This window comes from Anaeromyxobacter sp. (assembly GCA_016718565.1).
Taxonomy (GTDB): Bacteria; Myxococcota; Myxococcia; order Myxococcales; family Anaeromyxobacteraceae; genus JADKCZ01.
In genome coordinates this window covers 667,177-692,648 of record JADKCZ010000002.1, presented here as the reverse complement: position 1 = coordinate 692,648, position 25,472 = coordinate 667,177, and the positions used below count along the sequence as shown (strand labels likewise).

Here is a 25,472-nt window from a genome sequence, read left to right as displayed (position 1 = left end):
CGACCCCGAGGTACCCAGTTGTGTTGTTCGGGCGCCCGAACAACACAGAAGGGGTGCTCTCAGGCGGCGCCGGGTGCGGCGCCCCGAGGGGTTGGAGGGCGCCGTGCAGAAGGGGTGGCCACACCGAAGGTGAGGATGGCAGAGTGCCGCGCGCCCGGCATTCGGTCGGGCCATCCAGGGAGCATCATGAAGCCGACCGTCGCGATGCTCGCCCTCGCTGGCCTCGCCTCCGCCTGCGGCGGCTCGAGCAGTCCAGTCGCGCCCCCCACCGTCTGCACCGCCGCCGAGACCCGCACCTGTTACTCCGGTCCTGCCGGCACAGAGGGCGTGGGCGCCTGCCTGGCCGGCACCCAGGTCTGTGCGGCAGATGGCGCGACCTTCGGCGCCTGCCTCGCCGAGGTCCTGCCGTCAGCCGACGTCTGCGGCAACGGCGTCGACGACGACTGCGACGGGGCCGTCGACGACTCGCTCGACGCGGACGCCGACGGCTGGGCGGCCTGCGACGGCGACTGCGACGACACCCGGATCGAGATCAACCCCGGGGCCTACGACGTCCCGGGCACCGGGGTGGACGAGGACTGCAGCGGCACGCCCGACGACGCCGCCACCGCCTGCAGCGCCGGCCCGAAGCTCGGCGGCGCGACCGGCAGCGACCTGGCGCAGGCGCTGGACCTCTGCCAGGCCACCACGCAGGGCCCGCCGCTGGCAGAGCGGCGCTGGGGGCTCATCTCGGCGCGCCTCACCCTGGCCGACGGCACCGGGGCGCCCGCCGACCTGCAGGTCGGCGTGCTGGACGGCTTCGGCCTGAACGCCCACAACGCGCCGCGGGCGGGCGCCACGCTGGTGGCGCTGTCGAGCGGCACGGCGCGCGACGTCCAGGACGCCGGCTGGCTGAGCCCCTTCGGCGCCGGGTTCGCCACGGCCAACCAGAGCCAGGCGCCCGGCGACCTGCTGGCGGCCCACGGCAACGCCGTGCCCCACGCGGTCTCCTGCCCCGGGCACGTCGGGACCACGGTCTTCGACCCGGTGCGGCTGGAGCTCCTGGTGCGGGCGCCCACCAACGCGCAGGGGCTCAGGTTCAAGTTCCGCTTCTACTCGAGCGACTTCCCCGCCAACGCCTGCACCGAGTTCAACGATCTCTTCGTGGCCCAGCTCACCTCCGGGGCCGCCGGGATCCCCGCCGACCGGAGCGTCGCGCTGGCGCCGAACGGCGACCCCATCACCGTCAACGACGGCCTCATCACCACCTGCGCCGACTCCACCGGCGTGCCGGGGCCCGGCTGCGTCGCCAGCCCCCAGGACCTGAACGGCTCGGGCTACCACCTCCTGGTGCAGGGTGGCGCCACCAGCTGGCTCGAGACCTCTGCGCCGGTGGTGGGGGGCGAGACCCTGACGCTGGCCTTCAACGTCTGGGACACGGGTGACCACTCCTTCGACTCGCTGGTCCTGGTGGACGGCTTCGAGTGGCTCTTCACGCCCACCACGCTCTCCACCCTGCCCGCGCCGTAGCCACCGGGCCACGTCACCGGGCTCCGAGCCCAGCCGAGATCGCCGCTCAATTGGCCGCCTCGACGAGCTTTCGCGGGGGCACGCCCGCGAGGTCATACAGCCGTCAACCGAGGCCGACGTCGCCCGGCGGGCGTGGATCGACGTCCAGCCCGTGGACCCGGATGGTGGGCGAGCCGGGGAAGGCGAGCCGCTCGGCGTCCTCGAGGGTGCCCACCATGACGGTCACGACCTCGGCGCCTGGCGCGGTCTCCCGGACGACGCCTTCCACCAGCGCCAGCGCTGCGGCGCCGTGCCCGCAGCCGGGGCTCATCAGGACCTCGATCCTCACTCGTCCGGGCCCTTACCGGCCTCCGCGCGCCGGCCTGCTCGGCGTCGGGCGGCACCAGGTGTGAGTCGCCTCGCCGGGCCTCATCGGCTTCCAGTCCCCTCGGGGCCAGCAGGCGGCCGCTCTGGTCGCGGCAGGTGGCTCCGGTCGAAGCGGAGCGGGAGGAAGACCCACATGGGAATCGGCTGGCCCTGGGGGTCGGTGCCAGCCACCCATTGGCAGGCGCTGACGGCCCGCCAGATGGCCTGGGCCACCCGGTCGTCGACCGCGGCACTCACCACCTCGAAGCGGTCCGGGAGGCCATCGCGCCGGATGGCGAACTTCACCGCGGTCGTCTCGGGGAGCCCGTCGATCAGGTCGCGCGGCACGCGCAGCCCGCGAGCGACGCACTGGGGCTCCACCATGGACGGCTTTCCGAAGCCACGCTCGGCGAAGACGGGCGGCTCGGAGGTCAGGGGCGGAGACGCCTCGGCCCGCCCCGTGGCGGGGGCCGTGCCGGGGCCAGCGGGCGTGCCGGTGGCCGGTCCAGCGGCGGCGGCCTCGGCCGGCGCAGGCCCCGCCGGCTGGCTGGCAGGGGCCACCGAGGTGGTGGACGGAGCCACTGGCCCGGCGTCCGCTGCGGCGGCGAGCAGGAGTCCCACGGCGATGGCGGCGGCTGGGCAGGCGACCAAGGACACCCCCGAGGCGAGCAGCGTCGCGAACGACGTCCCGAGCCTAGCGCACCCGGCGTCCGGCGTCGCCCGGCCTGCCGATGGGCGCTCCGGCCCACGGCAGAGCGGCCGGGTGGCTCAGGGCGCCTCGGGCCGCCCGCGGCTGCGGAACCAGCTGGCCAGGCGGGCCAGCGGGCCCGGTGGCGGCTCGGCGGCCCGCGCGGCGCCGAGCGTGCCGGTGGCCATCCTCGACGAGACCCACGAGACGGGGCGCGGCCGCGGCTCCGGGCGGGGCAGCGGCGACAGGCCGGTCTGGGTGGGTTCGATGGTGGCGGTGGGCTCGTCCCAGAGCGAGGGGAGGGTGGAGGCGTCGAGGCCGCCCTCGGTGCGGGAGCGGTCGGGCGCGCCGGGACCGGAGTCCAGCGGCGGGAGCGCCCCGGTCGCGTGATCCCGCGGCGGGAGCACCGCGTCGCCCACCGGGCCCCGCGGGCCGAGCCCGGCGGCCGCCTCGCCGGCCCGGTCGAGCGGAGGGAAGACCGAGCCGCCCTGGTCGGGCGCCTGCGGCGGGGGAGCCTCGGCGGCGGGCGCGCCCTCCAGCCGCCGCCGCACCATCTCGGGCGTGTCCTGGGTGCTGAAGGTGACCGAGACCGAGCGGGCGGTGCCGCGCTCCTCGGCGGCGACGGTGAGGATCGACTCGGTGGAGAGCGTGAAGGTGACGTCGAAGACCACGTCGCCGTCCAGGCCGTGGGGCAGGTCGGCCACCAGCAGCGTCCCCAGGTACTCGTTCTCCTGGGCGTGCGCCTGGTCGCCCTGGAAGACCGGGATGGCCAGCGTGCGCCCCTGCTGCGCCGAGGTCCAGATGGAGTGGGTGCGCCGGCAGGGCAGGGTGGTGTTGCGCTCGATGATCCGGTGGAAGCGGCCGCCCGGCTGGCCGATGCCGATGCTCATGGGGAGCACGTCGAGGAGCACCGGGGCGTCGACCTCGGAGGCCATGAGCGAGTCGGCCAGGATGGCGGCGCCCAGCGCCACCGCCTCGTCGGCGTGGACCGACTTGCAGGGCTCCTTGCCGAAGAACTCCTTGATGAGCCCGCGCACCAGCGGCATGCGGCTCTGGCCGCCCACCAGCAGCACCTCGCCGATGTCGGCGGGCTTCAGGCCCGCGCTGGTCAGCACGTCGTCGGTGACCCGCAGCGTCCGCTCCACCAGGGCGCGGGTCAGCCCCTCCAGCTCGGCGCGGGTGACGGTGGCCTGCAGCGCGTAGGCCCGCGAGCCGACGGCGGTGACGAAGGGCAGGTTGACCTGGGTGGTGAGCCGCTCGGAGAGGGTCACCTTGGCCTTCTCGGCCGCCTCGGCGATGCGCTGGTAGGCCACCCGGTCGCCGCCGAAGTCGACGCCGTGCTGCGCCTTGAAGCGGGCCAGCAGGTCGTCGAGCAGGGCCTTGTCGAAGTCCACGCCGCCCAGGAACGTGTCGCCGCCGGTGGCGATGACCTCGTAGACGTTGCCGTGCAGCTCCAGCACCGAGGTGTCGAAGGTGCCGCCGCCCAGGTCGTAGACCAGGACCCGCTGCTCGACGCCGCGGCCGTGGGCGAAGGCCAGGGCCGCGGCCGTCGGCTCGTTGACGATGCGCTCCACCTGCAGCCCGGCCAGGGCGCCGGCGGCGCGCACCGCCTGCCGCTGGTTGTCGTTGTAGTAGGCGGGCACCGTGATGACGGCGCGCGTCACCTCCTCGCCCAGCCACTGCTCGGCCAGCTGCTTCACCTGGGCCAGCACCATCGAGGAGATCTTCTGCAGCGAGAAGATCTTGTCGCCCAGCCTGACGGCCGCCTCGCCGCGCGGCCCCGCCACGATCTCGTAGCTGAAGCGGTTGGCCAGGTCGCGCACCACCGGCGAGTGGAACTGCCGGCCGATGAGCCGCTTGGCGCCGTGGACGGTGCCGCGCGGGTTGACGAGCAGCCGGTCGCGCGCCACGTGCCCGACGATGAGGCCGCCCTTCTCGGAGACGGCCACCACCGAGGGGATGGTGCTGTAGCCCTCGCGCGACGGGATGATGAAGGGCTTGCCGCCCTTGACCACGGCGGCCGCGGAGTTGGTGGTGCCGAGGTCGATGCCGATGATGCGGCTCCCCAGCAGGACCGGCCTGGCCTCGGGGACCACGTCCTCCACCACCACCGGGCCGTCGGCCGAGGCGGGTCGCCCCAGCGAGGGAGGCGGGCCCGACGGCGCCTCCGGCCGGCGGGCGAAGGCGGGGGCCGGGGCTGCGGGTGGGAACGCGGCGGGCGTCGGGACCGGCGGCCGCGCCGCAGAAGGAGGCGAGCTCGAGATGGGGGGCGCAGGCGGGGGCGGCGCCGTCCACGCGGGCGCCGGGCGGGGCAACGGCGGCGGGCCGGGCGCCGGGCCGGGCGCCTGGACCGGCGGCGGCGTGACCGCCGGGGTCGCCGCCCCCCGCGGCAGGGGCGGCGGGGTGGTCTGCGGCCGGGCGGGTGGCTGGGCGGCGACGGGTGGAGAAGCGACGGGTGGCGGGGCGAACGGCGCCGGCGTCCGGAGCGGCAGGACGTCGACCAGGGTGGTGCTGCCATCCGCCGGGCCGAGCGCCGGGCCCGGGGTCCAGGTCCGGCCGTGGAGCGGCGGCGGGGTCAGCGCCGGCGTGCCGGCGGGCCCTGCCACCGGCGCAAGCGGGCCGGCGCGCTGCGGCCGCGCCCCGGGCGGCCGGGTCACGCCGGGTGCGTCCTCCATCCGGCCGAGCGGCGGCTGGCCGCCCATCCAGGCCACCAGCTCCTGACCGGCCTCGTCCAGGGCGGCCAGGCGGAGCGTCCAGCCGCCCGGCTGCCGGTCGGTGGAGGTGGTGACGGCCTCGACGATGGCGTGGGCGCTGAAGCAGGGGTCGCCGCCGGCCAGCGCCGCCTCGAGGCGGACGCGCGAGCCGGTGTCGCGCGGCTCGCGGGTGCGGAGGTGGAAGCGCAGGTCCTTCAGCTCGGGGTAGCGCGCCCGCACCTCGTCGAGCGTCGCGCACGGCATCTTGACGCGCACGATGGCGCCCCGCCGCTGGCCGGGGCCTGCTGTCCCGCTGGACGTGCTGGGTGGTTCCGCCACGGGTCACATTATCCACGCCCCGGGCTTCCCGACGAGTGTTCAGCGCGCCGGGTGATCAGGGGATGCCGCGGGCGCGGGACCCGGACGCAGCGCAGACATGGGGCCACAGGCGCGGGAGGCGCCGAGGCTGCGCGCCGGGCCCACATCACCCGACGTGAAGGCGGCCGGCCTGCGGTGGCCGGGAGCCTGGAGCGACCCCAGGAGGTCGATCAGGTGTGGCAGGCGCCGCAGGCGCCGACGTGGACCCGCCTGGGCGCGCCGGCCTGGTTGCCCTGGGCGTGGCACGAACCGCAGGCCCCGCCGTTGTGGGAGGGCCGGCCCACGCTGCCGCCGTTCCCCGCCACCGCCACGCCGATGGGCGGGGTGAGCGCCACGGACGTGTAGAAGTTGCCGACCGCGTTGGTGGTGAGCGTGACGGACTGCCCACCGCCGCTGCCGGTCAGCGTCACCGTCACCCCCGCGGCCCCGGTGCTGTCGGTCCCGCCCGTGAAGACCGTGCCCGCCGCGGTGAAGCGCCCTGGCTCGCCGCCGGTGTGGCAGGAGAGGCAGTCCGAACCGGGCAGCATGGTGGCCCCCTCGTCCCCCTCGGACTCACCGCAGGCGGAGAGGAGCAGGGTGGCGGCGAGGGCGGCGGCGTGCAGGTGGCGCATGGAGGCTCCTGGGAGGGTGCGGTGGACCGGGGGAAAGGCGTTCGGTTCCCCATCTTGGGGCTGACGGGAGCCTCGCGGCAACTGGCGCTGCTGCGACCGGCGAGGCGGAGGGCCTGCCCTAGAAGCGGACCGTCAGGCCGCCCCCCAGGTACGAGATCATGGCGAAGTTGTAGACCGAGGCCGTGTCGGCGCCGCCCTCGACGAAGCGCCAGCCGGCGCGGGCGGTGACGTTGGGGGCCGCCTCCCAGGTGAGGGCCAGCGTGACGTCCTCGGCCCGGCCCGGCCCGCCGGCCAGCGCGTCGCCGTCGAGGAGCAGGCCGAAGCGCTCCGCGAAGCGCCAGTGCACCATGAAGGAGGCCAGCGGCACGAAGCCGGTGTTGGAGCGGACCGAGCAGGTGGCGTCGCAGACGGTGATGGCGGCGTCGCGGATCTTGGCGGTGACGCCCAGCGCCACGTCGACCGCGCCGCCCTGCAGCACCCGGTAGCGCCAGCCGACCCGGTAGGAGTCGAACCGGTAGGTGCCGCGCAGCGGCGCGCCGGCGGCGAAGGTGCGGCCGTTGAAGTCGATGTCCGCCGGGGCCACCCCCTGGGCGGAGAGGCTGAGCGGCGCGTAGAGCGCCGAGATCTCGTGGCGCCCCATGGTGACGCCCACCCGCACGCGGGTGTAGGGCGCCGGGCTGGTGGCGAGGTCGTCGGTGAGCGAGAAGGGGGTGCCCGAGTCCCCGGGGATGCGCACGTCGTTGTAGATGCCCCAGGCGCCGCCGGTCTCCAGGTCGATCCAGGGCGTGGCGGCGCGGGCGGCGGCGGGCAGGGCCAGCAGGGCGGCGACGAGCGGGGCGGCGAGACGGGCGGTTCGGAGGCGCATGGGCACTATGTGTCACCCGGGCCACGCCAGCACAACCCCGGGCGCCGGCCGTCCCCGCGGCCGATTGCCGCCGGGGGGGGGGCCGCGGGGGGCCCGTCCCGGGGGGGCCCGTCCCAGAGACGTTTCCGCGGACCGCCTGGTCCGCGGCGCGGACCATCGGGCCTCTGCCATCGCTCCAACCCATCTGAACCACTCGGGCCGGCCTCCGGCACGCTCCGTGCGATGCCGGAGTTGCATGACCGCACCGCGACAAGTGCTGCCCGGCGTCACCTACCTCATCACGCGACGGGGCCACCGCGACCAAGAAGCCGTTGCGGCCGAGCACATGCCGGCATGGGCAGGTTCGATAGCGCTGATCTCCTCATGAAGGTGTTCTTCAGCGGGTAGGGCCTCCACCCCGCCGTCTTGGTCCGAGCGCGTGCCTCCTGGAAACTGATTCAGACCGCGGCCCTGACCATGCTTCACGCCACGTGGTCGGCGAGCCAGCTCACCAGCGGCGCGGCGGCGCGGGCGCGCTCGACGAGCCAGGGCACCAGCGCGGGCCGGGTGAGCAGCCTGGCCGGCACCTCTCCGGGATCCACCACCAGCCCCTTGAGCCGCAGCAGCTCGGCGCGCGGGTGGGCCGGGTCCACCCCGGCCGGCGCGCGCGCCAGCGTGGCGCCGGCCGAGACCCGGAAGCCATCGGCGTTGAGCGCCGCGAGCCGGCGAACCAGCACGGCGCCGCGCTTCGGGTCCAGCACGGCGGCCCGGTAGCGCTTCAGCGCGTCCCCGCTCAGGATCCAGGAGCCGCTCCCTGTGAAGCGCTCCTCCACCCCCACCTGCAGGTAGAAGGCGGCCGGCGTGGCGCCCGGGTCGGGCGTGCCCCCGACGTCCAGCGGGATCCAGCCGGCCACGTGGGTCTTGTAAGGCGACTTGTCCTTGCTGAAGCGGACGTCGCGGTGGAGGCGGAACACCTTGGGCGCGCCGAGCGCCCGCTTCCCGTAGGCGCCGCGCAGTCCCCGCTGCACCTCGTCGAGCAGCGCCGCCATGGGCGCGGCCCAGCCGGCCTCGTACTCGGCGCGGTGGGCCCCGAACCAGTCGCGGTCGTTGTGGAGCGCGAGCGCGAGGAAGAAGTCGCCCTGGGCGTCGGCGAAGCCCCGGAAGGCGGCGGGCGAAACGGCGGTCGTTCGGGCCATGCGGCGGACGCTGGCATGGCTTGGGGCCGCGGGCAACGGCTCGGAGGCTACACGGCACGGAGGCTACAGGGTCGCCGGGAGCCGCTGCGCGAGATTGCGCGAGCGGGGGCCCCGTCCCAGGGGGCCCCGTCCCAGAGACGTTTCCGCGGATCCGAGCCGCGGCGGGGCCTGAAGCCGCGCGTGGCCAGTCGGGACAAGTGGAAGCGCGTGGAGGCCATTGGGCGGCTCAAGGCCTTCCTGGTGGGGTACCGGGAGGCCTGGAGAACCTTCAGGGCCGGAGCGCGGGAGGTGGCCTTCCCGGAAGGGACCTACGGGATGCGCCAGTGGTGCGAGGCGGCCTGCGCATCGAGCACCTGACGGTCCAGGTTCCGGACCTGCCCAGCATCATCAGGCGAAGCGCCGCTGCGCCTCGCCTGGTGGTGCTGGCGCAGACCCACCAACGGCGGCGGGTCCAGCCGGTATCGGTCGAGCGAGGCCCCGCTTCGCCGCCGCATGGTGGCCTGAGGAGCCGCGCCTCCGGTTGGTCGGTGGCCTCGCGACGCACGATACGTTCGGTGTACGCGGGCGTGCCGGGTGCGCCACGACAACTTCTCTGGAACGGGGCCTCCTGGACCGCCCGCGCTTCTCCCGCCGGGCGGGCGGTAACCAGCCGCGATCTATCGCCGCGTCAGGACGAACCTCAAGGGATTGGTCCCACCGTTCTGGCTGCACGCTGTGTCGCCAACCAAGCTCAGGATCATCGTTCCACCGGTGCTCTGCGGGACGGTGCCATGATCGAGGGCGGTCGAAAAGGTGCTGGCCACCTTCCCGCAGATGTCTAGGTCGCCGGGATTCTCGACGGCGATGAGCGCAGCGCAGGCTGCCGCCGATGGGGCACAGGCGAATGACCCGACTTCGGTGACGCTGAACCTCGTGTCGGAGTTGTAAGCCACATTGTGAGAAATGCCCCAGGTGCATGAAGGGTCGGCCAACGCGACGGTCATCCTGCTGCCATCGGCATTGAACGCAAAGGTGTAGCTCCTCCCCGACACGATGCGCGCCGTGAGATCGGCCGGCACCCCTGCTGCCATACCGTTGCAGTCGATGGAGGTGACATCGAAGGTGCCCGTGATCGGAGTGATCTCGGGCGTGTCCTTGCTGGAGCCACAGGCCGCTGCCACGAGCAGCGCGGAGGCGAGCACTGCGAGGGGACCTGCCCTGGTGAGCCGCGGTGACCTGGCGACGGGAACGGCGGGGCTGCGACGGATCATGGCGACCTCCTTGCAGTTCACGAAGCTACCCTGCGACTCAGGGTCGGCCTCTGATCCGGGTCCGGCAAGCGCCCCGTTGTCTCAGCCCGGTGAGGGCGACTCCGCGCGGTGAACCGGCGCGGGTGCGACAGAGAGTCCGCCACCAACGACGGAAGCCCGGAAGCCCCGTCCCAGCCGGAAGCCCCGTCCCAGAGACGTCTCCGCGGACCCTCTGGTCCGCGGCGCGGACCAGCAAGCGCCAGCCATCGCTCCAACCCATCTGAACCACTCGGGCTGGCCTCCGGTACGCTCCGTGCGATGCCGAAGGTACATGACCGCACCGCGACAAGTGCTGCCCGGCGTCACCTACCTCATCTCGCGACGCTGCTTCGGGGCCCCGTCCCAGAGACGTTTCCGCGGACCCGAGCCGCGGCGGGGCCTGAAGCCACGCGTGGCCAGTCGGGACAAGTGGAAGCGCGTGGAGGCCATCGGGCGGCTCAAGGCCTTCCTGGCGGAGTACCGAGAGGCCTGGAGCTCCTTCAAGGCCGGAGCGCGGGAGGTGGTCTTCCCGGACGGGACCTACGGGATGCGCCAGTGGTGCGGGGTGGCCTGCGCATCGAGCGCCTGACGGCTCAGGTTCCGGACCTGCCCAGCATCATGAGGCGATGCGCCGCTGCGCCTCGCCTGGTGGTGCTGGCGCAGACCCGCCACCGGCGGCGGCTCCAGCCGGAATCGGTCGAGCGAGGACCCGCTTCGCCGTCGCATGGTCGCCTGAGGAGCCGCGCCTCCAGTTGGTCGGTGGCCTCGCGACGCACGATACGTTCGGTGTACGCGGGCGTGCCGGGTGCGCCACGACAACTTCTCTGGGACGGGGCCTCCCGCTTCCCGGCACCGCTTCCACCGCATCCGGCACCGCTTCCCCCAGCCTCGGCCCGGCCGGATCACCCTGTCCCCTCCGCCGTCGGCTCCGGGTGCGCCACCACCTGCACGTCCTCGTCCACGAGGGCGGGGCGCCCGGCCCTTCCCCCTTCAGGCCCGCGGGTTGCCGGCCTCCACCCGGTTTCGGCCGGCGCGCTTGGCCTCGTAGAGCGCCCGATCGGCCTGCTCGACGAGCTCCGTGGGCGCCTCGCCGCCGCCCGGGCATCTGGTCGCGCAGCCGAGGCTCAGGGTGACCACCGGACCGGCGGTGGAGCGCGCGTGCGGGATTCCCAGCCCGGCGACCGCTGCGCGCGCGGCCTCGGCGACGATGAGGCTGCCCTCCCGGAGGGTCGAGGGCAGCAGGATCACGAACTCCTCCCCGCCGTACCGAGCGACCAGGTCCGCTGGGCGCCTGACCCGCGACTGCAGCGCCTCGGCCACCTGGCGCAGGCACGCGTCGCCGGCCTGGTGACCGTAGGCGTCGTTGAAGAGCTTGAAGTGGTCGACGTCGGCCATCACCACGGACAGCGGCGTGCGGTCGCGCCGGGCGCGCGCCCATTCCTCCTGGAGCGTCTCGTCGAAGCGCCGGCGGTTGAACAGCCCCGTCAACCCGTCGCGGGTGGCCAGTCGGGCCAGCTCCTCCTCTGCCCGCTTGCGGTCGGTGATGTCCTTGAAGGACGCCACCGCTCCGCACACCTCGCCGTCGAGGCTGTAGTACGGAGCGGCGCTGGCGATGAAGTGCATGCCCGGGGCGCTCACGCCCTCGACGTCCTTCTCGAGGAGGTCGCCGCCGTCCCTCAGGCGCGTCACCGGGCAGTCGGGCGTCCCGCACAGGCCGTACGAGAACACCTCGCTGCAGCGGCGCCCCTTGAGCCGCTCGGGCCCCTCCCCGACGAGCCTGGCCATGGCGCCGTTGACGCGGAGGATTCGAAAGGCGCCGTCCACGACCCACAGGGCGTCGTGCGAGACGTTGAGCAGCTGCCGGACCTCGATGGCCTCGATCTCGGCCGCGAGCGCGGACCGGTTGGCCTGCTCCACGGCCGTCTCGAGGCTCCGCCCCGCCTCCAGGAGCTGCGCCTCGAGCGATGCGAGCCGCTCCCTCAGCGCGAGGACCTCGTCCTCCCGTCCGAAGGGCGACAAGGCGGCCGTGTCGACCACTGCATCCTCGCGGGTCGGGCGCTCACTCAATAGGGTTCCTTTCAGAGGACGTACCGTTCGCTGCGCCCCTCCCGGGAGAGCGACAATCGGATCACCGGGCTCTCGGCGTCAAGGCAGACCGCGGTGATCGAGGCCGCACCTCGCGACCACTGGCCCGGCGATGCCGGCGAGGACCTCGAGGCGGCCAGCGCACCTGGTCCTCGACCCCGACGAGGACCGGCACGGCTTCGTGTCGGGTGGCTCGGCCGGGTCGAAGCCCCGTCCCAGAGACGTTCGGAAGCCCGGAAGCCCCGTCCCAGAGACGTTTCCGCGGACCCTCTGGTCCGCGGCGCGGACCAGCAAGCGCCAGCCATCGCTCCAACCCATCTGAACCACTCGGGCTGGCCTCCGGTACGCTCCGTGCGATGCCGAAGGTACATGACCGCACCGCGACAAGTGCTGCCCGGCGTCACCTACCTCATCTCGCGACGCTGCTTCGGCCGGATGCTCCTGCTCCGGCCGTCGCCGCTGGTGAACGCGGTGTTCGAGTACGTCCTCGCCGCCAAGGCGAAGGAGTACGGGATCCTGCTCCACGCCTACGTGGTCCTCTCGAACCACTGGCACTGCGTCCTCACCGACCCGCGCGGCCTGCTGCCGGAGTTCCAGCGGGACCTGGGCTCCACGGTGGCGCGGGCGCTCAACGCGGCGCTCGGGCGGTGGGAGTCCTTCTGGGCGCCCGGGTCCTACAGCGCCGTGGCGCTGCAGTCCGCCGAGGACGTGCTCGACAAGATGGCCTACGTGCTGGCGAACCCCGTGGCGGCCGGCCTGGTGCGGCGAGGGGCGGAGTGGCCCGGGCTGTGGTCGGCGCCCTCGACGGTCGGGGCCGGTACGCGAGAGGTGAGGCGCCCCGACCACTACTTCCGCAAGGAAGGACCAGCGCCCAGGACCGCGCCGCTCAAGCTGGTCTGCCCGAAGGGACTCGGATCGGTCGAGGCGCTGCGGCGACGCCTCGCCGATGCGCTCACCGAGCGTGAGGACCGCGCCGCCCGTGAGCTGGCCGAGGCGGGACGGTCGTTCATGGGGGCGCGAAAGGTGCTCGCCCAGAGCCCGTTCGCGAGGCCGGCGCCCGGCGAGCCGCGGCGGGGACTGAAGCCGCGCGTGGCCAGCCGGGACAAGTGGAAGCGCCTGGAGGCCATCGGGCGGCTCAAGGCCTTCCTGGCGGAGTACCGGGAGGCCTGGAGAGCCTTCAAGGCCGGCGCGCGGGAGGTGGTCTTCCCGGACGGGACCTACGGGATGCGCCAGTGGTGCGGGGTGGCCTGCGCATCGAGCGCCTGACGGTCCAGGTTCCGGACCTGCACAGCATCATGAGGCGAAGCGCCGCTGCGCCTCGCCTGGTGGTGCTGGCGCAGCCCCGCCAACGGCGGAGGCTCCAACGGGAATCGGTCGAGCGAGGACCCGCTTCGCCGCCGCATGGTGGCCTGAGGAGCCGCGCCCCGGTTGGTCGGTGGCCTCCCGGCGCACGATACGTTCGGTGTACGCGGGCGTGCCGGGTGCGCTACGACAACTTCTCTGGGACGGGGCCTCCCTGGGACGGGGCCTCCTGGGACGGGGCCTCCCGGGACGGGGCCTCCACTTCTCTGGGACGGGGCCTCCAGTTACTGCTTCGTCAGGACGAAGGCCTCGTCGAGCACCGTGGGCCGCAGGGCCGGGGTGCTGCCGTCGTTGGCGCCGCTCGAGTCGCCCGTGTAGAGGAGATCCGGGGTGGCGGCCGTGTCGACGTAGACGAGGTCGTAGAAGGTCCCGACGCCGGTGGTGGCCGTGAGCTCGTAGGCCGTGACCGGAGCGCCGCCGAGGAACGTGGTGAGGGCCGCACCGAAGGCGAGGGTGCCTGCGCCGGAGCCCTCTTCGGTGCCCGTGCCGGTGCAGGTCTCGTTGGCGTAGGAGCGGGAGGACTGGGTGAAGCCGCTGCCGCTGACCACCAGGCCGATCTTGTAGGAGGTGCCGAAGCCCACCTCGCACCTGCTCCAGTTGCCCTGCATCGCCGCCCGGAGTGCGCCGCCGGCGGCGTCATCGCCGCCGCCTCCACAGGCCACGGCTCCCACCATCGCCGCTGCCGCGCACATCGCCACGAGTTGGTTCGTCGGCCTCATTTGGCTCCCCCACCGAGGTGGTGGCCTGCCAGGCAGGTTCACGATCGGTAGTGGATTGCGGGATGGTGGGTCAAGCGCGGTCGAACCCGCGACCGTTCCGTGCCCGGTGGACGGAGGTGGATTGCCGCGCCAGGCCAGTGCCGGTACGGGTACCGCGGCCAGGCCCAGGTTCCCTTGGCCGGCCCGGCTGGCGGCAGTTCACACGCACGAAGCGATATCGCTTCGGATGTGTAGGGCGGGGGAGCGTGCAGGCGGTCCGAAGCCGAAGCCTGCCCCTTCCGCGAGAACCCTATTGGCCAAGCTGCCGCGACTTGTCCTCCCACCTCGGCCACGGCCACACTGGCACTCTCAGTCTCAGTGAGGTTCCATGACGTCGATGCGGGTGCTGCGGCGCCGCTGAGACACCCACTGGCCGGCAGGGGGCACTCCATGGTCGGGCATCGCGACACCGGACACTCGAGGTGGCGGCGGATCACGGCGCTCGCCTGGGCGCTCGCCTGTGGGGGAGGGTGCGTGGGCGGCGAGCAGGACGAAGGGCGTTGCACGGGCGTGACGTGCGCGCCCGCGGGGCCATGTCACGCGGCCGGGCGCTGCGATCCTGCGACCGGCAACTGCAGCAGTCCGGCGCTTCCCGATCTCTCTCGTTGCGACGACGGAGATGCCTGCACGCTCGAGGACGCCTGCTTCCTCGGAGCGTGCCTGGGCGCTCGCCACGTGACCTGCGCCTCGGCCGACGCCTGCCACGTCGCAGCCACCTGCGACCCGGCCACCGGCCGCTGCGTCGGCGCCGCGCTCCGCGATGGGACCTCGTGCAGCGACTCGGACGCGTGCACGGAGGGAGACCACTGCGTGGCCGGCGCCTGCCGCGCCGGGGAGGCGGTCGTCTGCGCCGGCTCGACGGACTGCCTCGCCAGCGGCACTTGCAACCCCGCCTCCGGCCAGTGCGTGGCGACCGCTGCCGAGGAGGGCCTGGCCTGCGCCGGGGGAACGTGCGCCGCGGGCGCCTGCAGGTCGAGTGCCCCCCGGGAGGTCAGCGCGCGGGTCGACGCATCGCTCGGGGCCGAGCTGGTGGTCAGCGACGGCCTTGGCAACACCATCACGCTGATCATCCCGGGGTGGGCCCTGCAGCGCGCCACCTGGGTGACCCTCCGCGGTCTGGCCGCTGGCGCATCGGAGCTGTCGAGCTCGGTCGGCCCGGGCATCGAGCTCGAGCCCGCCGGCCTAGAGCTCGCACGGCCCGGGCGCCTGCGCGTCCGGTTCGCCGCTCCTCGCTCCCACCCCGAGCGGGCCGCGTTCGTCCGCACGTCCCTGGGTGGACCCCCAGCGCTCGTCGGGGCCCAGTCCGGCGGCCCCGACGGCGCGGAGACGAACCTCATCAGGCTGGGGCGGCACGAGCTCGTGGACGTCGCGGCCGCGCTCCTTGCAGGTGAATTCTCCTGGCCTCCCGCGGCACCGGCAGCCGCTGGTGCGCTGCTCGACCTGGCGTTCGGGGCGGAGACCCTCGCGGCCATCGCCTTCGCCGAGCCCTGCGCGGGCGCGCCCGGCTGCCACCTCGCCACTCCCGCGGTGTACCGCTCGCAGGCGAGACAGTACCTCGAGAGCGCAACCACTTCGCTCGTCGCGATGGGGGTTCCCGCAGACCCGGACCTCTTCCTGCGCGACCTCTACTCGGCCGAGTCCCTGGCCGCTGCGCTCGGCGCGCCCGACACGACCCTGGCGGGCGTCAAGGGTGCGGTGGGTGGCTCGGACGCCGCCACGGGTGGCCTGGCCGGAAGACGCTTCGCGGCCGAAGCGGCCTACTGCGCTCCTGCCGCCTGCGCCGTGGGTTGCAACGAGTGCCCCGACGTGGGTGCCTGGGCGGTGAGGTGGCTACACGCCTATGGCGGGACCGGCTCCTGGGACGAGGTGAACCCGGGCTACTGGACCAGCAACGTGACCGGCAGTTACTCGCGCTCGCATGACGGGTTCGCACGTGTTCACGCGGGATCTGGCTTCATGAGCGACATCTCCCTCGTCGGGAGCCAACGCTCGAGCCGCCACGAGGAAGGGAACTATGTCGTACCGCCCACTTGCACGGCCTCGGCCGGGTGGACCTCGGACCAGTCCCTGGCCTGCACCTTCTCCGAGGCGAAGGGCCTGGCAGAGGCCCTCTCGGCAGCCTTCGGCGGCGCGCTCCCCCTGGTGTCGCACCTCGCTGATCCCTTCCACCTGGCGGTCACCGACTACGGCTTTGGGTCATGCCATCAGGAGACCCACGCCCAGGGAACCTTCTGCTCCAGCTCTTGCGGGATGAACGAGTTCTACCCGCCCGAGACGGCCTGCAGCCCGTTCGAAGTTCACCAAGCCCCGCCGCCGGTGGAGATGGGCTTTGGACCGAGCGTCCCGGGACTCACCGCGACCCCCATGCTCCCCACCGGACCGGAGGGGCTCGCCTACGCGAAGTCCGAGCCCTACTTTGGCTTCATCGACCCAGGCGGCACGGTCCCCGCCTCCGGCGTCTGGCAGGTCGAGGCCGCCTGGGAGGGCCCGCCGCCGCGGAAGCGCTGTGGACCCTGTGCTCTGGCGACCGAGTGCACCACGGCCCAGGTCTGCAATCCTCGAACGGGGGCGTGTGAGGGAGGGGACCCTCGGCCGGGTCCGTGCCACAGCGACGACCGATGCGCCGCGTACTCCTGTCAAGCCGGCGCCTGCGTGCTGGGGCGAGTCAAGACCTGCCCCGGCACCGACTCATGCAACGCCGCCTTCTGCGACCCGGCATCGGGCGCTTGTCTGCGCGAGCCCTTGCCGGCGGGCGTCCCGTGCGATGACCGGAACAGCTGCACGTCGCCAGACACCTGCGATGGTGATGGCGGATGCGTCGGCCGGCCGGTGGCCAGGGGGGTGCCGTGCACCTCGGCCTCCGTCTGCAACGTATGCAACGGCGCAGGTGCCTGCGAGCGCCTCACCCAGCGAACGCTGGATTTCACCTGCCAGGGACTCATCGAGGCGACGCTGTCGAGGTGCCAGCCCAACGGGAACACCTGGCGTGTCGACGCTGTGCGCTCGAACGCCGACGGCAGCACCACCAACATGGTGGCCTGCGCCGCGACGGGCGGGGTCGTCGTGGAGGCGAATGCTCCGGGGGCGGCGGGGTGCAGCAACGCGGGAGGCAGCGGGTGCTCAGGCGCCGTGCGCTCGGAATCCGCCGCGTCGGACGTGCAGTGCGCCTCGGTCAGGGACCCGACCCAGGGCCAGTGCGAGGCCATCTGCACGGCCTGCGCGAAGCCCTGACCACCGGCCCCCGAGCGGCCTCCGTTCGCGGGCCTTTGGTCCACCTGTGGGGTATTCCACAGTACAAAAGGCCGGAACCCGTCGAGGAATCCCTCGCAAGTTCCGGCCTCGGAAGTGGCGCGCGGTACAGGATTCGAACCTGTGGCCTTCGGCTCCGGAGGCCGACGCTCTATCCAGCTGAGCTAACCGCGCGTGGAGCGGGGTATCTAGGGCATCCCTCCCCGAAAGGCAAGTCGGTTCGGGGGCATCCCTGGCCTGCCCGGCGGCGCCGCGGCGGGTCGCGCGGGCGCCCGCCTGGGGAGGGTGGCCGCACCGTGGGTCGCAGCCGGCAGGGGGCCGCCGACCCGCCCGAAACGGCTGCGCCTGCCCCGGTTCACGGTGCGTACAAACCCCAGCGCGCAAGCACCAAGAGGGTTGAACCCTCACGGACCTACATGCTACAGAACGCCGCACCGTGCACGAACTTCACTCCACCGAAGACGTCCTTCGCCTGGCGGCGCTCGTCTCCGCCCTGATCTCCATCGCGATCCTGGCCTGGTACCTGGTCAAGCGGCCGAGCCTGGGACGCTCCACCAAGATCGTCCTGCTCTTCGGCCTGGGGGTCATGCCCTTCGCCGTGGCCCTGGCGGGCAACATCGCCGGGTTCGAGTACACGCTGAAGCGCGAGTTCTGCGGCTCCTGCCACGTCATGCTGCCCTACACGCAGGACGCGGCCGACCCGACCTCCACCAGCCTGGCCTCGATCCACAGCCGGAACAGCACCTTCGGCCACGAGTCCTGCTACACCTGCCACGCCGACTACCAGATCTTCGGCGCCATCTCGACCAAGATGAACGGCATGAAGCACCTCTTCATGTACGTCACCGAGTACGGCAACACCGGCCCGCTCGGCGAGGGTGGCCCGCCCATCCACCTCTACAAGCCCTTCCAGAACAAGATGTGCACCCGCTGCCACTCCACGGAGGCCGTGAGCTGGCTCAAGGTCGAGGACCACGGGGGCATGCTGGAGGACATCCGCAAGGGCGACGCCAAGTGCATCGACTGCCACGGCGGCGAGAAGATCCACCCGCGCGCCTTCGCGCACGGCGGCAACGGCAAGAAGCCCGAGGCCCAGGCCGGCGACGCCGGCGAGAAGAAGGAGTAGGCCATGCTCGCCATCACCAAGATCACCATCCGCCGGCTGGTCCTCGTCTCCACCTTCATGACCCTGGTGTCCCTGGGCCTGATGGTGGCCTCCATCCTCTTCCCCGGCCCCTTCCTGCTGGTGCTGGCCATGAGCCTGGGGCAGTTCTTCGGCACCGCCTCGCTGGCCCTCTACCTGCTGGCCATCGCCTTCGACCTGCAGGGGTACGGCGAGCACGACGAGGTCGGCACCGAGGAGTGACGCCACCCGGGTGGACCCGAGTGCGCCGTTGCCTCGATCGGGGCCGGCTGGTAGGTATCGAGGCCGCCCGAGGTGAGGGGCGGCTGCTCCAGGGGTAAACGCATGGCAATTCGGGCGATCGCGGTCGAGGACGACGAGGCCGTCTCACGCCTCATCGCCCAGGTGCTGACCTCCCACGGGTTCGAGGTGGTCGGCACGGCCGCCACCGGCGAGGACGGCGTGGCGCTGGCTCGCCAGACCCGGCCCGACGTGGCGCTGGTGGACCTCGGCCTCCCCAAGATGAGCGGCGAGGACGTCATCGCCACCATCCGCCGCGACCTCCCCAAGACGGCCTGCATCGCCCTCACCGCGGTGGACATCCCGGCGCGGGTGCTGAACGCCATGCGCTGCGGCGCGGCCGGCTACATCCTCAAGCCCTTCCACGCCTCCGACCTGGCCCGCGCCGTCGAGGACGTGCTCTCGGGCGAGGCCGCCCCCATCAGCCCCCGCGCCGCCAAGGTGCTGCTCTCCGAGCTGCGCGGCGACGCCCCCGACCAGAAGCCCTCCGCCGGCCCGGCGCTCTCCAAGCGCGAGCTCGAGGTGCTGCAGCTGCTGGTCCACGGCCACACCTACGCCGACGTGGCGCAGGCGCTCGGCATCGCCGAGGGGACCGTGCAGACCTACGTGAAGCGCATCTACGAGAAGATGGACGTCTCGACCAAGGCCGAGGCGGCGCTCCTCGCGGTGGCGCGCGGGCTGGTCAAGCCGTAGGGCCGCGGGCGGCGTTTGACGCACCAGGTCACCCCGGTGGCCCGGCGCGCCTTGACTTGCGGGGGTCGCTCCCTATAATGAGCCCCCTTTACGCCCCGGAAAAGCAGCGCAAATGCGCGTCAATATTGATGAAATCAAAGAAGCCGGCCTGGACCGGCGCTGGGACGTGACCCGCCAGGACCTCGATTCCATGGTCCAGGGCGACCGGTCCGGCTGGCGTGCGCGCGGCGCGGCCCACGTCGACGTCCGCCTCGAGAAGGTGGAGCGGCGGGTGCTGGTCAAGGCCTCGGCCCGGGCCGAGCTGGCCGCCGAGTGCAGCCGCTGCCTCACCCCGGTGACCGCCGACGTGCCGGTGGAGTTCGTCCTCACCATGGTGCCGGCCGACGAGTACCAGGACGAGGGCGGGGCGGCGGAGGACCGGTCGCACCACCCGGTGGCGGGCAGCTTCGACGCCAAGGCGGCAGAGGAAGACGTCTACACCGGCAAGGTCATCGACCTCGACCCGGTGCTGCGGGAGCAGGTGCTGCTGGCGCTGCCGGGCTACCCGGTCTGCCAGGAAGGCTGCAAGGGGCTGTGCAGCGTCTGCGGGACGAACTTGAACGAGCGCGAGTGCGGCTGCGTCCGCAAGGTGCCGGACCCTCGGTGGGCCGGCCTCGCCAAGGTGAAGCTGCAGTAGCAGTCCATTCGAAGCATCGAGAACGAAGGAGCATCACGTGGGCGTTCCCAAGAAGCGTACTTCCAGCATGCGGCGCGATCGCCGCCGCGCGGCCAACTTCAAGCTGAAGGGGGTCAACGTCATCAAGTGCCCGAAGTGCAAGGAGCCTGTGCTCCCGCACCGCGTGTGCCCCTCCTGCGGCACCTACAAGGGCGCGCAGGTCACGGACGCGACGTAGCCCTCGATGAGCGAGCGCCTCGCGCCCGTCGCCGTCGATGCGATGGGGGGAGATCACGCCCCCAGCGCCATCGTGCAGGGTGCGATTAACGCAGCGCGCAAGGGCCTGCCGGTCGTGCTGGTGGGCCCCGAGGCGCTGGTGCGCCAGGAGCTGCACAAGCACCACGCGCCCAAGTCGCTCCCCATCACCGTGCACAACGCCACCGAGGTGGTCGACTTCCACGACCACCCCGGGCAGGCGATGCGCCGGAAGAAGGACAACTCCATCCGCGTCTGCTTCGACCTGGTCAAGGCCGGGGCGGCCTGCGGCATGGTGTCGGCCGGCAACTCCGGCGCGGTCATGGCGGGCGCCATCTTCGTGCTGGGCCGCCCGGACGGCGTGGAGCGCCCGGCCATCGTCTCGGTGCTGCCGGCCCTCAAGGGCACGCCGCTGCTGCTCGACATGGGCGCCAACGTGGACTGCAAGCCGGTCCACCTGGTGCAGTTCGCGCTCATGGGGGCGGTCTACTCGCGGCGCGTGCTCGGGGTGCAACGGCCCAAGGTGGCCATCCTCTCCAACGGGGAGGAGGAGACCAAGGGCACCGACCTGACCCGGGCCGCCTCCGCCGCGCTGCGGCGGTCCGCCCTCGACTTCGCCGGCTACTGCGAGGGGCGCGACCTCATGACCGGCGAGTTCGACGTCATCGTCACAGACGGCTTCACCGGCAACGTGGCGCTCAAGACCATGGAGGGCACCGCCAAGGTGGTCGGCGAGCTGCTCAAGAAGGCCATCATGAGCACCACCGCCAGCAAGATCGGCGGTCTCCTCGCCAAGAAGGCCCTCGAGGGCATGAAGCGCTCCATGGACTGGCGCGAGATCGGCGGCGCGCCCCTGCTGGGCGTGGCCGGCGTGGGCTTCATCTCCCACGGCCGCTCCGACGCCCTGGCCATGGAGAACGCCATCCGCCGGGTCCGCGACGCGGCCCGCTCGCACTTCACCGACGAGATCGCGTCGGCCGTGGCACCGGCCGAGGCGCTGCTCGCCCCCTAGAGAACGGGAGACTCGGACATGCGCTCGCTCATCGTCGGCACCGGCAGCTTCGCCCCGGCCAAGGTCGTCACCAACGCGGAGCTGGAGAAGCTGGTCGACACCACCGACCAGTGGATCCAGGAGCGCACCGGCATCAAGGAGCGCCGCGTCGCCGGGCCCGACCAGGCCACCAGCGACCTGGCGGTCGAGGCCGCCAGGAAGGCGCTGGAGATGGCCGGCCTGGCCGCCGCCGACGTGGAGTGCATCGTGGTGGGCACCATCACCCCCGACTACCCGTTCCCCAGCGCGGCCGCCGTGGTCCAGGGCAAGCTGGGCAACAAGAAGGCCTTCGCCTTCGACGTCTCGGCCGCCTGCGCCGGCTCGCTCTACGCCCTGGCGGTGGCCGACCGGTTCGTCGCCTCGGGGCGCGGTCAAGAACGCCCTGGTCATCGGCGTGGACACGCTGACCCGCATCACCAACTGGAAGGACCGCAACACCTGCATCCTCTTCGGCGACGGCGCCGGCGCCATGGTGCTCACGCCCACCGACGACCCGAAGCGCGGCATCTGCACCACCCGCCTGCACACCGACGGCTCGCTGGTGCACATCCTGCTGCAGCCGGGCGGTGGCTCGAAGGACCCCATCTCCGCGGAGATGGTGGCGGCGGAGCGCCAGTACGTCTCCATGAACGGCCGCGAGGTCTACAAGGTGGCGGTCCGCTCGCTGGTCGACAGCTGCAACGAGGTGCTGGCGGCCGAGGGGCTCACCACCACCGACGTCACCCACGTCATCGCCCACCAGGCCAACAAGCGGATCCTCGACGCCACGCTGGAGCGGCTCGCCGTCCCGGCCTCGAAGTGCTGGATGAACCTGGAGAAGTACGGCAACACCTCGGCGGCCAGCGTCCCCATGACGCTCGACGAGGCCAACCGGGCCGGCTGGTTCAAGCCGGGCGACGTCATCCTCACCATGGCCATCGGCGGCGGCATGGCCTGGGGCGCCTCGGTCATCCGCTGGTGAGCGCGGCAGGAGCGAGATCATGAGCAAGCTGGCATTCCTCTTCCCCGGCCAGGGGTCCCAGAAGGTCGGCATGGGCAAGGACCTGGCCGAGCGCTTCCCCGAGGCGCGCCAGGTCTTCGACGAGGTGGACGGCGCGCTCGGCGAGCCGCTCTCGACCATGTGCTTCGAGGGGCCGGAGGAGGCGCTCAAGCTGACCGCCAACACCCAGCCCGCCATCCTCACCGTCTCGGCCGCGGCCGCCGCGGTGCTGGCCAACTCGGGCGTGGTGCCGGACTTCGTGGCGGGCCACTCGCTGGGCGAGTACTCGGCGCTGGTGGCGGTGGGCGCCCTCTCGGTGGCCGACGCGGCCCGCGCGGTGCGCGCCCGCGGCACCTTCATGCAGGAGGCCGTGCCGGCCGGGCAGGGCGCCATGAGCGCCGTGCTGGGCCTGCCGCCGGCCGCGGTGACCGCCATCTGCGCCGAGGTGGCCGCCGAGACCGGGCTGGTGGTCTCGCCCGCCAACTTCAACGAGCCCGGGCAGACCGTCATCGCCGGGGCCGCTGCGGCGGTGGAGGCGGCCGGGGTCAGGCTCAAGGCGGCCGGCGCCAAGCGCGTCCTGCCCCTCCCGGTGTCCGCCCCCTTCCACTGCGCCCTCATGGCGCCGGTCAAGCCGCGCCTGCAGCAGGTGCTGCAGCAGGTGGCCTGGAGGCCGCTGCTCCGGCCGGTGGTCACCAACGTGGAGGCCACCGCCAACGCCGACGTGGCCCGCGCCCTGCCGCTGCTGGTGGAGCAGGTGACCGCGCCGGTGCGCTGGATCGAGTGCGTCGAGGCGCTGGCCCGCCTGGGCGTCACCCGGGTGGTGGAGGTCGGCCCGGGCACGGTGCTGGGCGGGCTGGTGAAGCGCATCGCCCCGTCCATCGAGGCGTTCGGGGTGTCGGACGCCGCCTCGCTCGAGAAGACCCTGGCCGCGCTGAGGGGGAGCTGATCATGTTCGACTTCAAGGGCAAGGTGGCGCTGGTCACCGGCGCCTCGCGCGGCATCGGGCGCGCCATCGCGGTGGAGCTGGCCCGGGGCGGCGCCTCGGTGGCCCTCAACTACGCCGGCAACGAGGCCGCCGCCGCCGAGGCCCTGGCGCTGGTGCTGGCCGCCGGCGCGCCGCAGGCGCGGCTCTACCGCTTCGACGTGGCCGACCCGGCCGCCTGCAGCGCCGCGGTCGAGGCGGTGGTGGCCGACCTGGGCGGGCTGCACGTGCTGGTCAACAACGCCGGCATCGCGGTGGACCAGCTCCTCATGCGGCTCAAGGACGAGGACTGGCAGCGGCAGCTGGACGTCAACCTGACCGGCGCCTTCAACCTGACCCGCGCCGTGACCCGCCCCATGATGAAGGCCAAGGGCGGCGCCATCGTCAACCTGTCGTCGGTGGTGGGCGAGATGGGCAACGCCGGCCAGTCGGCCTACGCCGCCACCAAGGCCGGCCTGATCGGGTTCACCAAGAGCGTGGCCCGCGAGCTGGCCTCGCGCAACGTGCGCTGCAACGCCGTCACGCCGGGGTTCATCGACACGGACATGACCGCGGCGCTGCCCGACGCGACCAAGCAGAAGATGAAGGAGGGCATCCCGCTGGGGCGCCTCGGCTCGGCCGAGGACGTGGCCCGGGCGGTCTGCTACCTGGCCAGCGACCAGGCGGGGTACGTGACCGGCGAGGTCTTGAAGGTCAACGGCGGGATGTACATGTAGCTGCGGGTCTCCCGCGGCGAAGCACCCCGGGGCCGGTGAGCGGCCTCGGACTCAACCACCGAGGAGGAAGCACCATGTCGGCATCGATCGAGCAGAAGGTGAAGGCCATCATCATGGAGAACCTGGGGAACAGCGAGGACGAGATCAAGAACACCTCCCGGTTCATCGAGGACCTGGGCGCCGACTCGCTCGACATCGTCGAGCTGGTCATGCAGATGGAGGAGGAGTTCGAGGTCGAGATCCCGGACGACGAGGCCGAGAACATCAAGACCGTCCAGAACGCCATCGACTTCATCGCCGCCCGCAAGAAGTAGGGGCGGTCGTCACCCCCCGGGATGCCCGGGGGCGCGACGAGCACGGGCCGGGGGCGCGCGCGGCGTGCCCCGCGGATCCCCTCTTTCGCCGCAGCAGGAGTCTCCATGAGCAGGCGCCGTGTCGTGGTCACCGGGATCGGCCTCATCTCCCCCGTCGGTGTCGGGGCGGAGGCCTCGTGGAAGGCGCTGCTGGCCGGCCAGAGCGGGGTCGGGCCCATCACCCAGTTCGACTGCTCCACCTTCCCCACCCGCATCGCGGGGGAGGTCAAGGGCTTCGAGCCGGGCGAGTTCATGGACAAGAAGGAGGCCCGCCGCAACGACCGCTTCATCCAGTTCGGGATGGCGGCGGCCGAGATGGCCATGCGCGACTCCGGCCTGGACATGGCCAAGGAGGACGCCGACCGGGTGGGCTGCATCGTCGGCGCCGGCATCGGCGGCCTCGGCACCATCGAGGAGACCGCCAAGATCTACGCCGAGAAGGGCGTCCGCAAGATCAGCCCGTTCTTCATCCCCAGCCTGATCATCAACCTGGCCCCGGGCCAGATCAGCCTGCGCTACGGGATGAAGGGGCCCAACTTCTCCCCGGTGTCGGCCTGCGCCACAGGCAACCACTCCATCGGCGACGCCCTCATGTACATCGAGCGCGACATGGCCGACGTGATGGTCACCGGCGGCTGCGAGTCCACCATCACGGCGCTCGGCATCGGCGGCTTCTGCGCGGCGCGCGCCATGTCGGAGCGGAACGACGCCCCGGAGAAGGCCAGCCGGCCCTACGACAAGGACCGCGACGGGTTCGTGGCCGGCGAGGGCGCCGGCATCCTCATCCTGGAGGAGTACGAGCACGCCCGGAAGCGCGGCGCGCGAATCTACTGCGAGCTGGCCGGCTACGGCGCCACCGCCGACGCCTACCACGTCACCTCGCCGGCGCCCGAGGGCGAGGGCGGGCAGCGGGCCATGCGGATGGCGCTCAAGGACGCCGGGCTGGCCCCGGAGTCGGTGGGCTACGTCAACACCCACGGCACCTCCACGCCGCAGGGCGACGTGGCCGAGTGCCAGGCCATCAACAAGGTCTTCGGCGCCCACGCCCAGGCCCCGGGCGGCCTGGTGGTCTCCTCCACCAAGTCGATGACCGGCCACCTGCTGGGGGCCGCCGGCGGCGCCGAGGCGGTCATCGCCATCCTGGCCCTGGCTCACGGCGTGGTGCCGCCCACCATCAACGTGGAGTCGCAGGACCCGGCCTGCCAGCTCGACGTGGTGCCCAACGTGGCCCGCCAGAAGAAGCTGGACGTGGTCATGTCGAACAGCTTCGGCTTCGGCGGCACCAACGCGGTGCTGGTCTTCAAGCGGGTCTGACCCGCGGGGCGGCCCGCCGCACCGGCCCCGCCCGAAACGGTGACGCCCCCGCCACGGCTCGTGGA

General features: G+C 72.7%; 24 protein-coding genes, 1 tRNA gene and 1 pseudogene. 16 read left to right on the top strand and 10 right to left on the bottom strand.

Features of this window, described 5'->3' with window-relative positions:
• Positions 1 to 186 precede the first annotated feature (186 nt).
• Positions 187 to 1,509, top strand: a complete 1,323-nt coding sequence (locus tag IPO09_09885; protein MBK9517645.1) for a putative metal-binding motif-containing protein — start codon at positions 187 to 189, stop codon at positions 1,507 to 1,509.
• Positions 1,510 to 1,612: 103 nt separating this feature from the next.
• Here the strand turns inward: IPO09_09885 and IPO09_09880 are convergent, their stop codons facing one another.
• From IPO09_09880 to IPO09_09855, 6 genes are all read right to left on the bottom strand, one after another.
• Positions 1,613 to 1,819, bottom strand: a complete 207-nt coding sequence (locus IPO09_09880; protein ID MBK9517644.1) for a hypothetical protein — start codon at positions 1,817 to 1,819, stop codon at positions 1,613 to 1,615.
• Between the two features lie 98 nt (positions 1,820 to 1,917).
• Complete coding sequence (locus IPO09_09875) at positions 1,918 to 2,238, bottom strand: hypothetical protein (GenBank protein ID MBK9517643.1); 321 nt, start codon at positions 2,236 to 2,238, stop codon at positions 1,918 to 1,920.
• A gap of 384 nt (positions 2,239 to 2,622) precedes the next feature.
• Positions 2,623 to 5,574, bottom strand: a complete 2,952-nt coding sequence (locus tag IPO09_09870; GenBank protein MBK9517642.1) for an Hsp70 family protein — start codon at positions 5,572 to 5,574, stop codon at positions 2,623 to 2,625.
• Positions 5,575 to 5,783: 209 nt separating this feature from the next.
• A complete protein-coding gene (locus tag IPO09_09865) occupies positions 5,784 to 6,224 on the bottom strand; it encodes a hypothetical protein (GenBank protein ID MBK9517641.1) in 441 nt (146 codons plus the stop codon).
• Between the two features lie 118 nt (positions 6,225 to 6,342).
• On the bottom strand, positions 6,343 to 7,089 hold the full coding sequence (locus IPO09_09860; GenBank protein ID MBK9517640.1) for a hypothetical protein: 747 nt from the start codon (positions 7,087 to 7,089) through the stop codon (positions 6,343 to 6,345).
• Positions 7,090 to 7,550: 461 nt separating this feature from the next.
• Positions 7,551 to 8,264 carry a DUF2461 domain-containing protein gene (locus tag IPO09_09855; protein ID MBK9517639.1) on the bottom strand — a complete coding sequence of 238 codons (714 nt, stop codon included), beginning with the start codon at positions 8,262 to 8,264 and terminating at the stop codon, positions 7,551 to 7,553.
• Positions 8,265 to 8,444: 180 nt separating this feature from the next.
• On the opposite strand from IPO09_09855, the gene IPO09_09850 reads away from it, so the two are divergent.
• Entirely contained in the window at positions 8,445 to 8,621 is a 177-nt protein-coding gene (locus IPO09_09850; protein ID MBK9517638.1) for a hypothetical protein, read from the top strand.
• A gap of 299 nt (positions 8,622 to 8,920) precedes the next feature.
• On the opposite strand, the gene IPO09_09845 is transcribed toward IPO09_09850, so the two are convergent.
• The gene (locus IPO09_09845; GenBank protein ID MBK9517637.1) at positions 8,921 to 9,514 is read right to left on the bottom strand and encodes a hypothetical protein; all 594 of its coding nucleotides are present in this window, start codon (positions 9,512 to 9,514) and stop codon (positions 8,921 to 8,923) included.
• 430 nt (positions 9,515 to 9,944) lie between these two features.
• On the opposite strand from IPO09_09845, the gene IPO09_09840 reads away from it, so the two are divergent.
• Positions 9,945 to 10,121: a hypothetical protein gene (locus tag IPO09_09840; GenBank protein MBK9517636.1), complete on the top strand. Its 177-nt coding sequence runs from the start codon at positions 9,945 to 9,947 to the stop codon at positions 10,119 to 10,121.
• 401 nt (positions 10,122 to 10,522) lie between these two features.
• Here the strand turns inward: IPO09_09840 and IPO09_09835 are convergent, their stop codons facing one another.
• Positions 10,523 to 11,569 (bottom strand): diguanylate cyclase, encoded by a 1,047-nt coding sequence (locus tag IPO09_09835; GenBank protein MBK9517635.1) that lies wholly within the window; start codon positions 11,567 to 11,569, stop codon positions 10,523 to 10,525.
• Between the two features lie 417 nt (positions 11,570 to 11,986).
• Between IPO09_09835 and IPO09_09830 the strand changes: the two genes are divergently transcribed.
• Positions 11,987 to 12,883: a hypothetical protein gene (locus IPO09_09830; protein ID MBK9517634.1), complete on the top strand. Its 897-nt coding sequence runs from the start codon at positions 11,987 to 11,989 to the stop codon at positions 12,881 to 12,883.
• Between the two features lie 320 nt (positions 12,884 to 13,203).
• Here the strand turns inward: IPO09_09830 and IPO09_09825 are convergent, their stop codons facing one another.
• Complete coding sequence (locus IPO09_09825) at positions 13,204 to 13,641, bottom strand: hypothetical protein (protein MBK9517633.1); 438 nt, start codon at positions 13,639 to 13,641, stop codon at positions 13,204 to 13,206.
• Between the two features lie 906 nt (positions 13,642 to 14,547).
• On the opposite strand from IPO09_09825, the gene IPO09_09820 reads away from it, so the two are divergent.
• Positions 14,548 to 16,968 (top strand): hypothetical protein, encoded by a 2,421-nt coding sequence (locus IPO09_09820; GenBank protein ID MBK9517632.1) that lies wholly within the window; start codon positions 14,548 to 14,550, stop codon positions 16,966 to 16,968.
• A gap of 115 nt (positions 16,969 to 17,083) precedes the next feature.
• Here IPO09_09820 and IPO09_09815 read toward each other — a convergent pair.
• Positions 17,084 to 17,160, bottom strand: a tRNA-Arg gene (locus tag IPO09_09815).
• Positions 17,161 to 17,422: 262 nt separating this feature from the next.
• Between IPO09_09815 and IPO09_09810 the strand changes: the two genes are divergently transcribed.
• From IPO09_09810 to fabF, 11 genes and pseudogenes are all read left to right on the top strand, one after another.
• Positions 17,423 to 18,112: a NapC/NirT family cytochrome c gene (locus IPO09_09810; GenBank protein MBK9517631.1), complete on the top strand. Its 690-nt coding sequence runs from the start codon at positions 17,423 to 17,425 to the stop codon at positions 18,110 to 18,112.
• 3 nt (positions 18,113 to 18,115) lie between these two features.
• Positions 18,116 to 18,352, top strand: coding sequence for a hypothetical protein (locus IPO09_09805; protein ID MBK9517630.1), 237 nt, complete (start codon positions 18,116 to 18,118; stop codon positions 18,350 to 18,352).
• Positions 18,353 to 18,454: 102 nt separating this feature from the next.
• A complete protein-coding gene (locus IPO09_09800) occupies positions 18,455 to 19,102 on the top strand; it encodes a response regulator transcription factor (GenBank protein MBK9517629.1) in 648 nt (215 codons plus the stop codon).
• Positions 19,103 to 19,214: 112 nt separating this feature from the next.
• Positions 19,215 to 19,778, top strand: a complete 564-nt coding sequence (locus tag IPO09_09795; GenBank protein MBK9517628.1) for a DUF177 domain-containing protein — start codon at positions 19,215 to 19,217, stop codon at positions 19,776 to 19,778.
• 37 nt (positions 19,779 to 19,815) lie between these two features.
• On the top strand, positions 19,816 to 19,995 hold the full coding sequence (rpmF, locus tag IPO09_09790; protein MBK9517627.1) for a 50S ribosomal protein L32: 180 nt from the start codon (positions 19,816 to 19,818) through the stop codon (positions 19,993 to 19,995).
• A gap of 6 nt (positions 19,996 to 20,001) precedes the next feature.
• Complete coding sequence (gene plsX / locus IPO09_09785) at positions 20,002 to 21,024, top strand: phosphate acyltransferase PlsX (protein MBK9517626.1); 1,023 nt, start codon at positions 20,002 to 20,004, stop codon at positions 21,022 to 21,024.
• A gap of 18 nt (positions 21,025 to 21,042) precedes the next feature.
• Positions 21,043 to 22,024 (top strand): annotated as a pseudogene (locus tag IPO09_09780) (ketoacyl-ACP synthase III).
• Positions 22,025 to 22,043: 19 nt separating this feature from the next.
• On the top strand, positions 22,044 to 22,988 hold the full coding sequence (gene fabD / locus IPO09_09775) for an ACP S-malonyltransferase (protein ID MBK9517625.1): 945 nt from the start codon (positions 22,044 to 22,046) through the stop codon (positions 22,986 to 22,988).
• A gap of 2 nt (positions 22,989 to 22,990) precedes the next feature.
• Positions 22,991 to 23,740, top strand: coding sequence for a 3-oxoacyl-[acyl-carrier-protein] reductase (gene fabG / locus IPO09_09770; GenBank protein ID MBK9517624.1), 750 nt, complete (start codon positions 22,991 to 22,993; stop codon positions 23,738 to 23,740).
• A 74-nt stretch (positions 23,741 to 23,814) separates the two neighbouring features.
• Entirely contained in the window at positions 23,815 to 24,054 is a 240-nt protein-coding gene (gene acpP, locus IPO09_09765) for an acyl carrier protein (protein MBK9517623.1), read from the top strand.
• A 105-nt stretch (positions 24,055 to 24,159) separates the two neighbouring features.
• Positions 24,160 to 25,407, top strand: a complete 1,248-nt coding sequence (fabF, locus tag IPO09_09760; protein MBK9517622.1) for a beta-ketoacyl-ACP synthase II — start codon at positions 24,160 to 24,162, stop codon at positions 25,405 to 25,407.
• Positions 25,408 to 25,472 lie beyond the last annotated feature (65 nt).

Bases quoted from the DNA above. Each gene is read 5' to 3' on its own strand.
- IPO09_09885 (MBK9517645.1), top strand. From the start codon at position 187: ATGAAGCCGACCGTCGCGATGCTCGCCCTCGCTGGCCTCGCCTCCGCC.
- IPO09_09880 (MBK9517644.1), bottom strand. From the start codon at position 1,819: ATGAGCCCCGGCTGCGGGCACGGCGCCGCAGCGCTGGCGCTGGTGGAA.
- IPO09_09875 (MBK9517643.1), bottom strand. From the start codon at position 2,238: ATGGTGGAGCCCCAGTGCGTCGCTCGCGGGCTGCGCGTGCCGCGCGAC.
- IPO09_09865 (MBK9517641.1), bottom strand. From the start codon at position 6,224: ATGCGCCACCTGCACGCCGCCGCCCTCGCCGCCACCCTGCTCCTCTCC.
- IPO09_09860 (MBK9517640.1), bottom strand. From the start codon at position 7,089: ATGCGCCTCCGAACCGCCCGTCTCGCCGCCCCGCTCGTCGCCGCCCTG.
- IPO09_09855 (MBK9517639.1), bottom strand. From the start codon at position 8,264: ATGGCCCGAACGACCGCCGTTTCGCCCGCCGCCTTCCGGGGCTTCGCC.
- IPO09_09845 (MBK9517637.1), bottom strand. From the start codon at position 9,514: ATGATCCGTCGCAGCCCCGCCGTTCCCGTCGCCAGGTCACCGCGGCTC.
- IPO09_09830 (MBK9517634.1), top strand. From the start codon at position 11,987: ATGACCGCACCGCGACAAGTGCTGCCCGGCGTCACCTACCTCATCTCG.
- IPO09_09805 (MBK9517630.1), top strand. From the start codon at position 18,116: ATGCTCGCCATCACCAAGATCACCATCCGCCGGCTGGTCCTCGTCTCC.
- IPO09_09800 (MBK9517629.1), top strand. From the start codon at position 18,455: ATGGCAATTCGGGCGATCGCGGTCGAGGACGACGAGGCCGTCTCACGC.
- IPO09_09795 (MBK9517628.1), top strand. From the start codon at position 19,215: ATGCGCGTCAATATTGATGAAATCAAAGAAGCCGGCCTGGACCGGCGC.
- plsX (MBK9517626.1), top strand. From the start codon at position 20,002: ATGAGCGAGCGCCTCGCGCCCGTCGCCGTCGATGCGATGGGGGGAGAT.
- fabD (MBK9517625.1), top strand. From the start codon at position 22,044: ATGAGCAAGCTGGCATTCCTCTTCCCCGGCCAGGGGTCCCAGAAGGTC.
- fabG (MBK9517624.1), top strand. From the start codon at position 22,991: ATGTTCGACTTCAAGGGCAAGGTGGCGCTGGTCACCGGCGCCTCGCGC.
- acpP (MBK9517623.1), top strand. From the start codon at position 23,815: ATGTCGGCATCGATCGAGCAGAAGGTGAAGGCCATCATCATGGAGAAC.
- fabF (MBK9517622.1), top strand. From the start codon at position 24,160: ATGAGCAGGCGCCGTGTCGTGGTCACCGGGATCGGCCTCATCTCCCCC.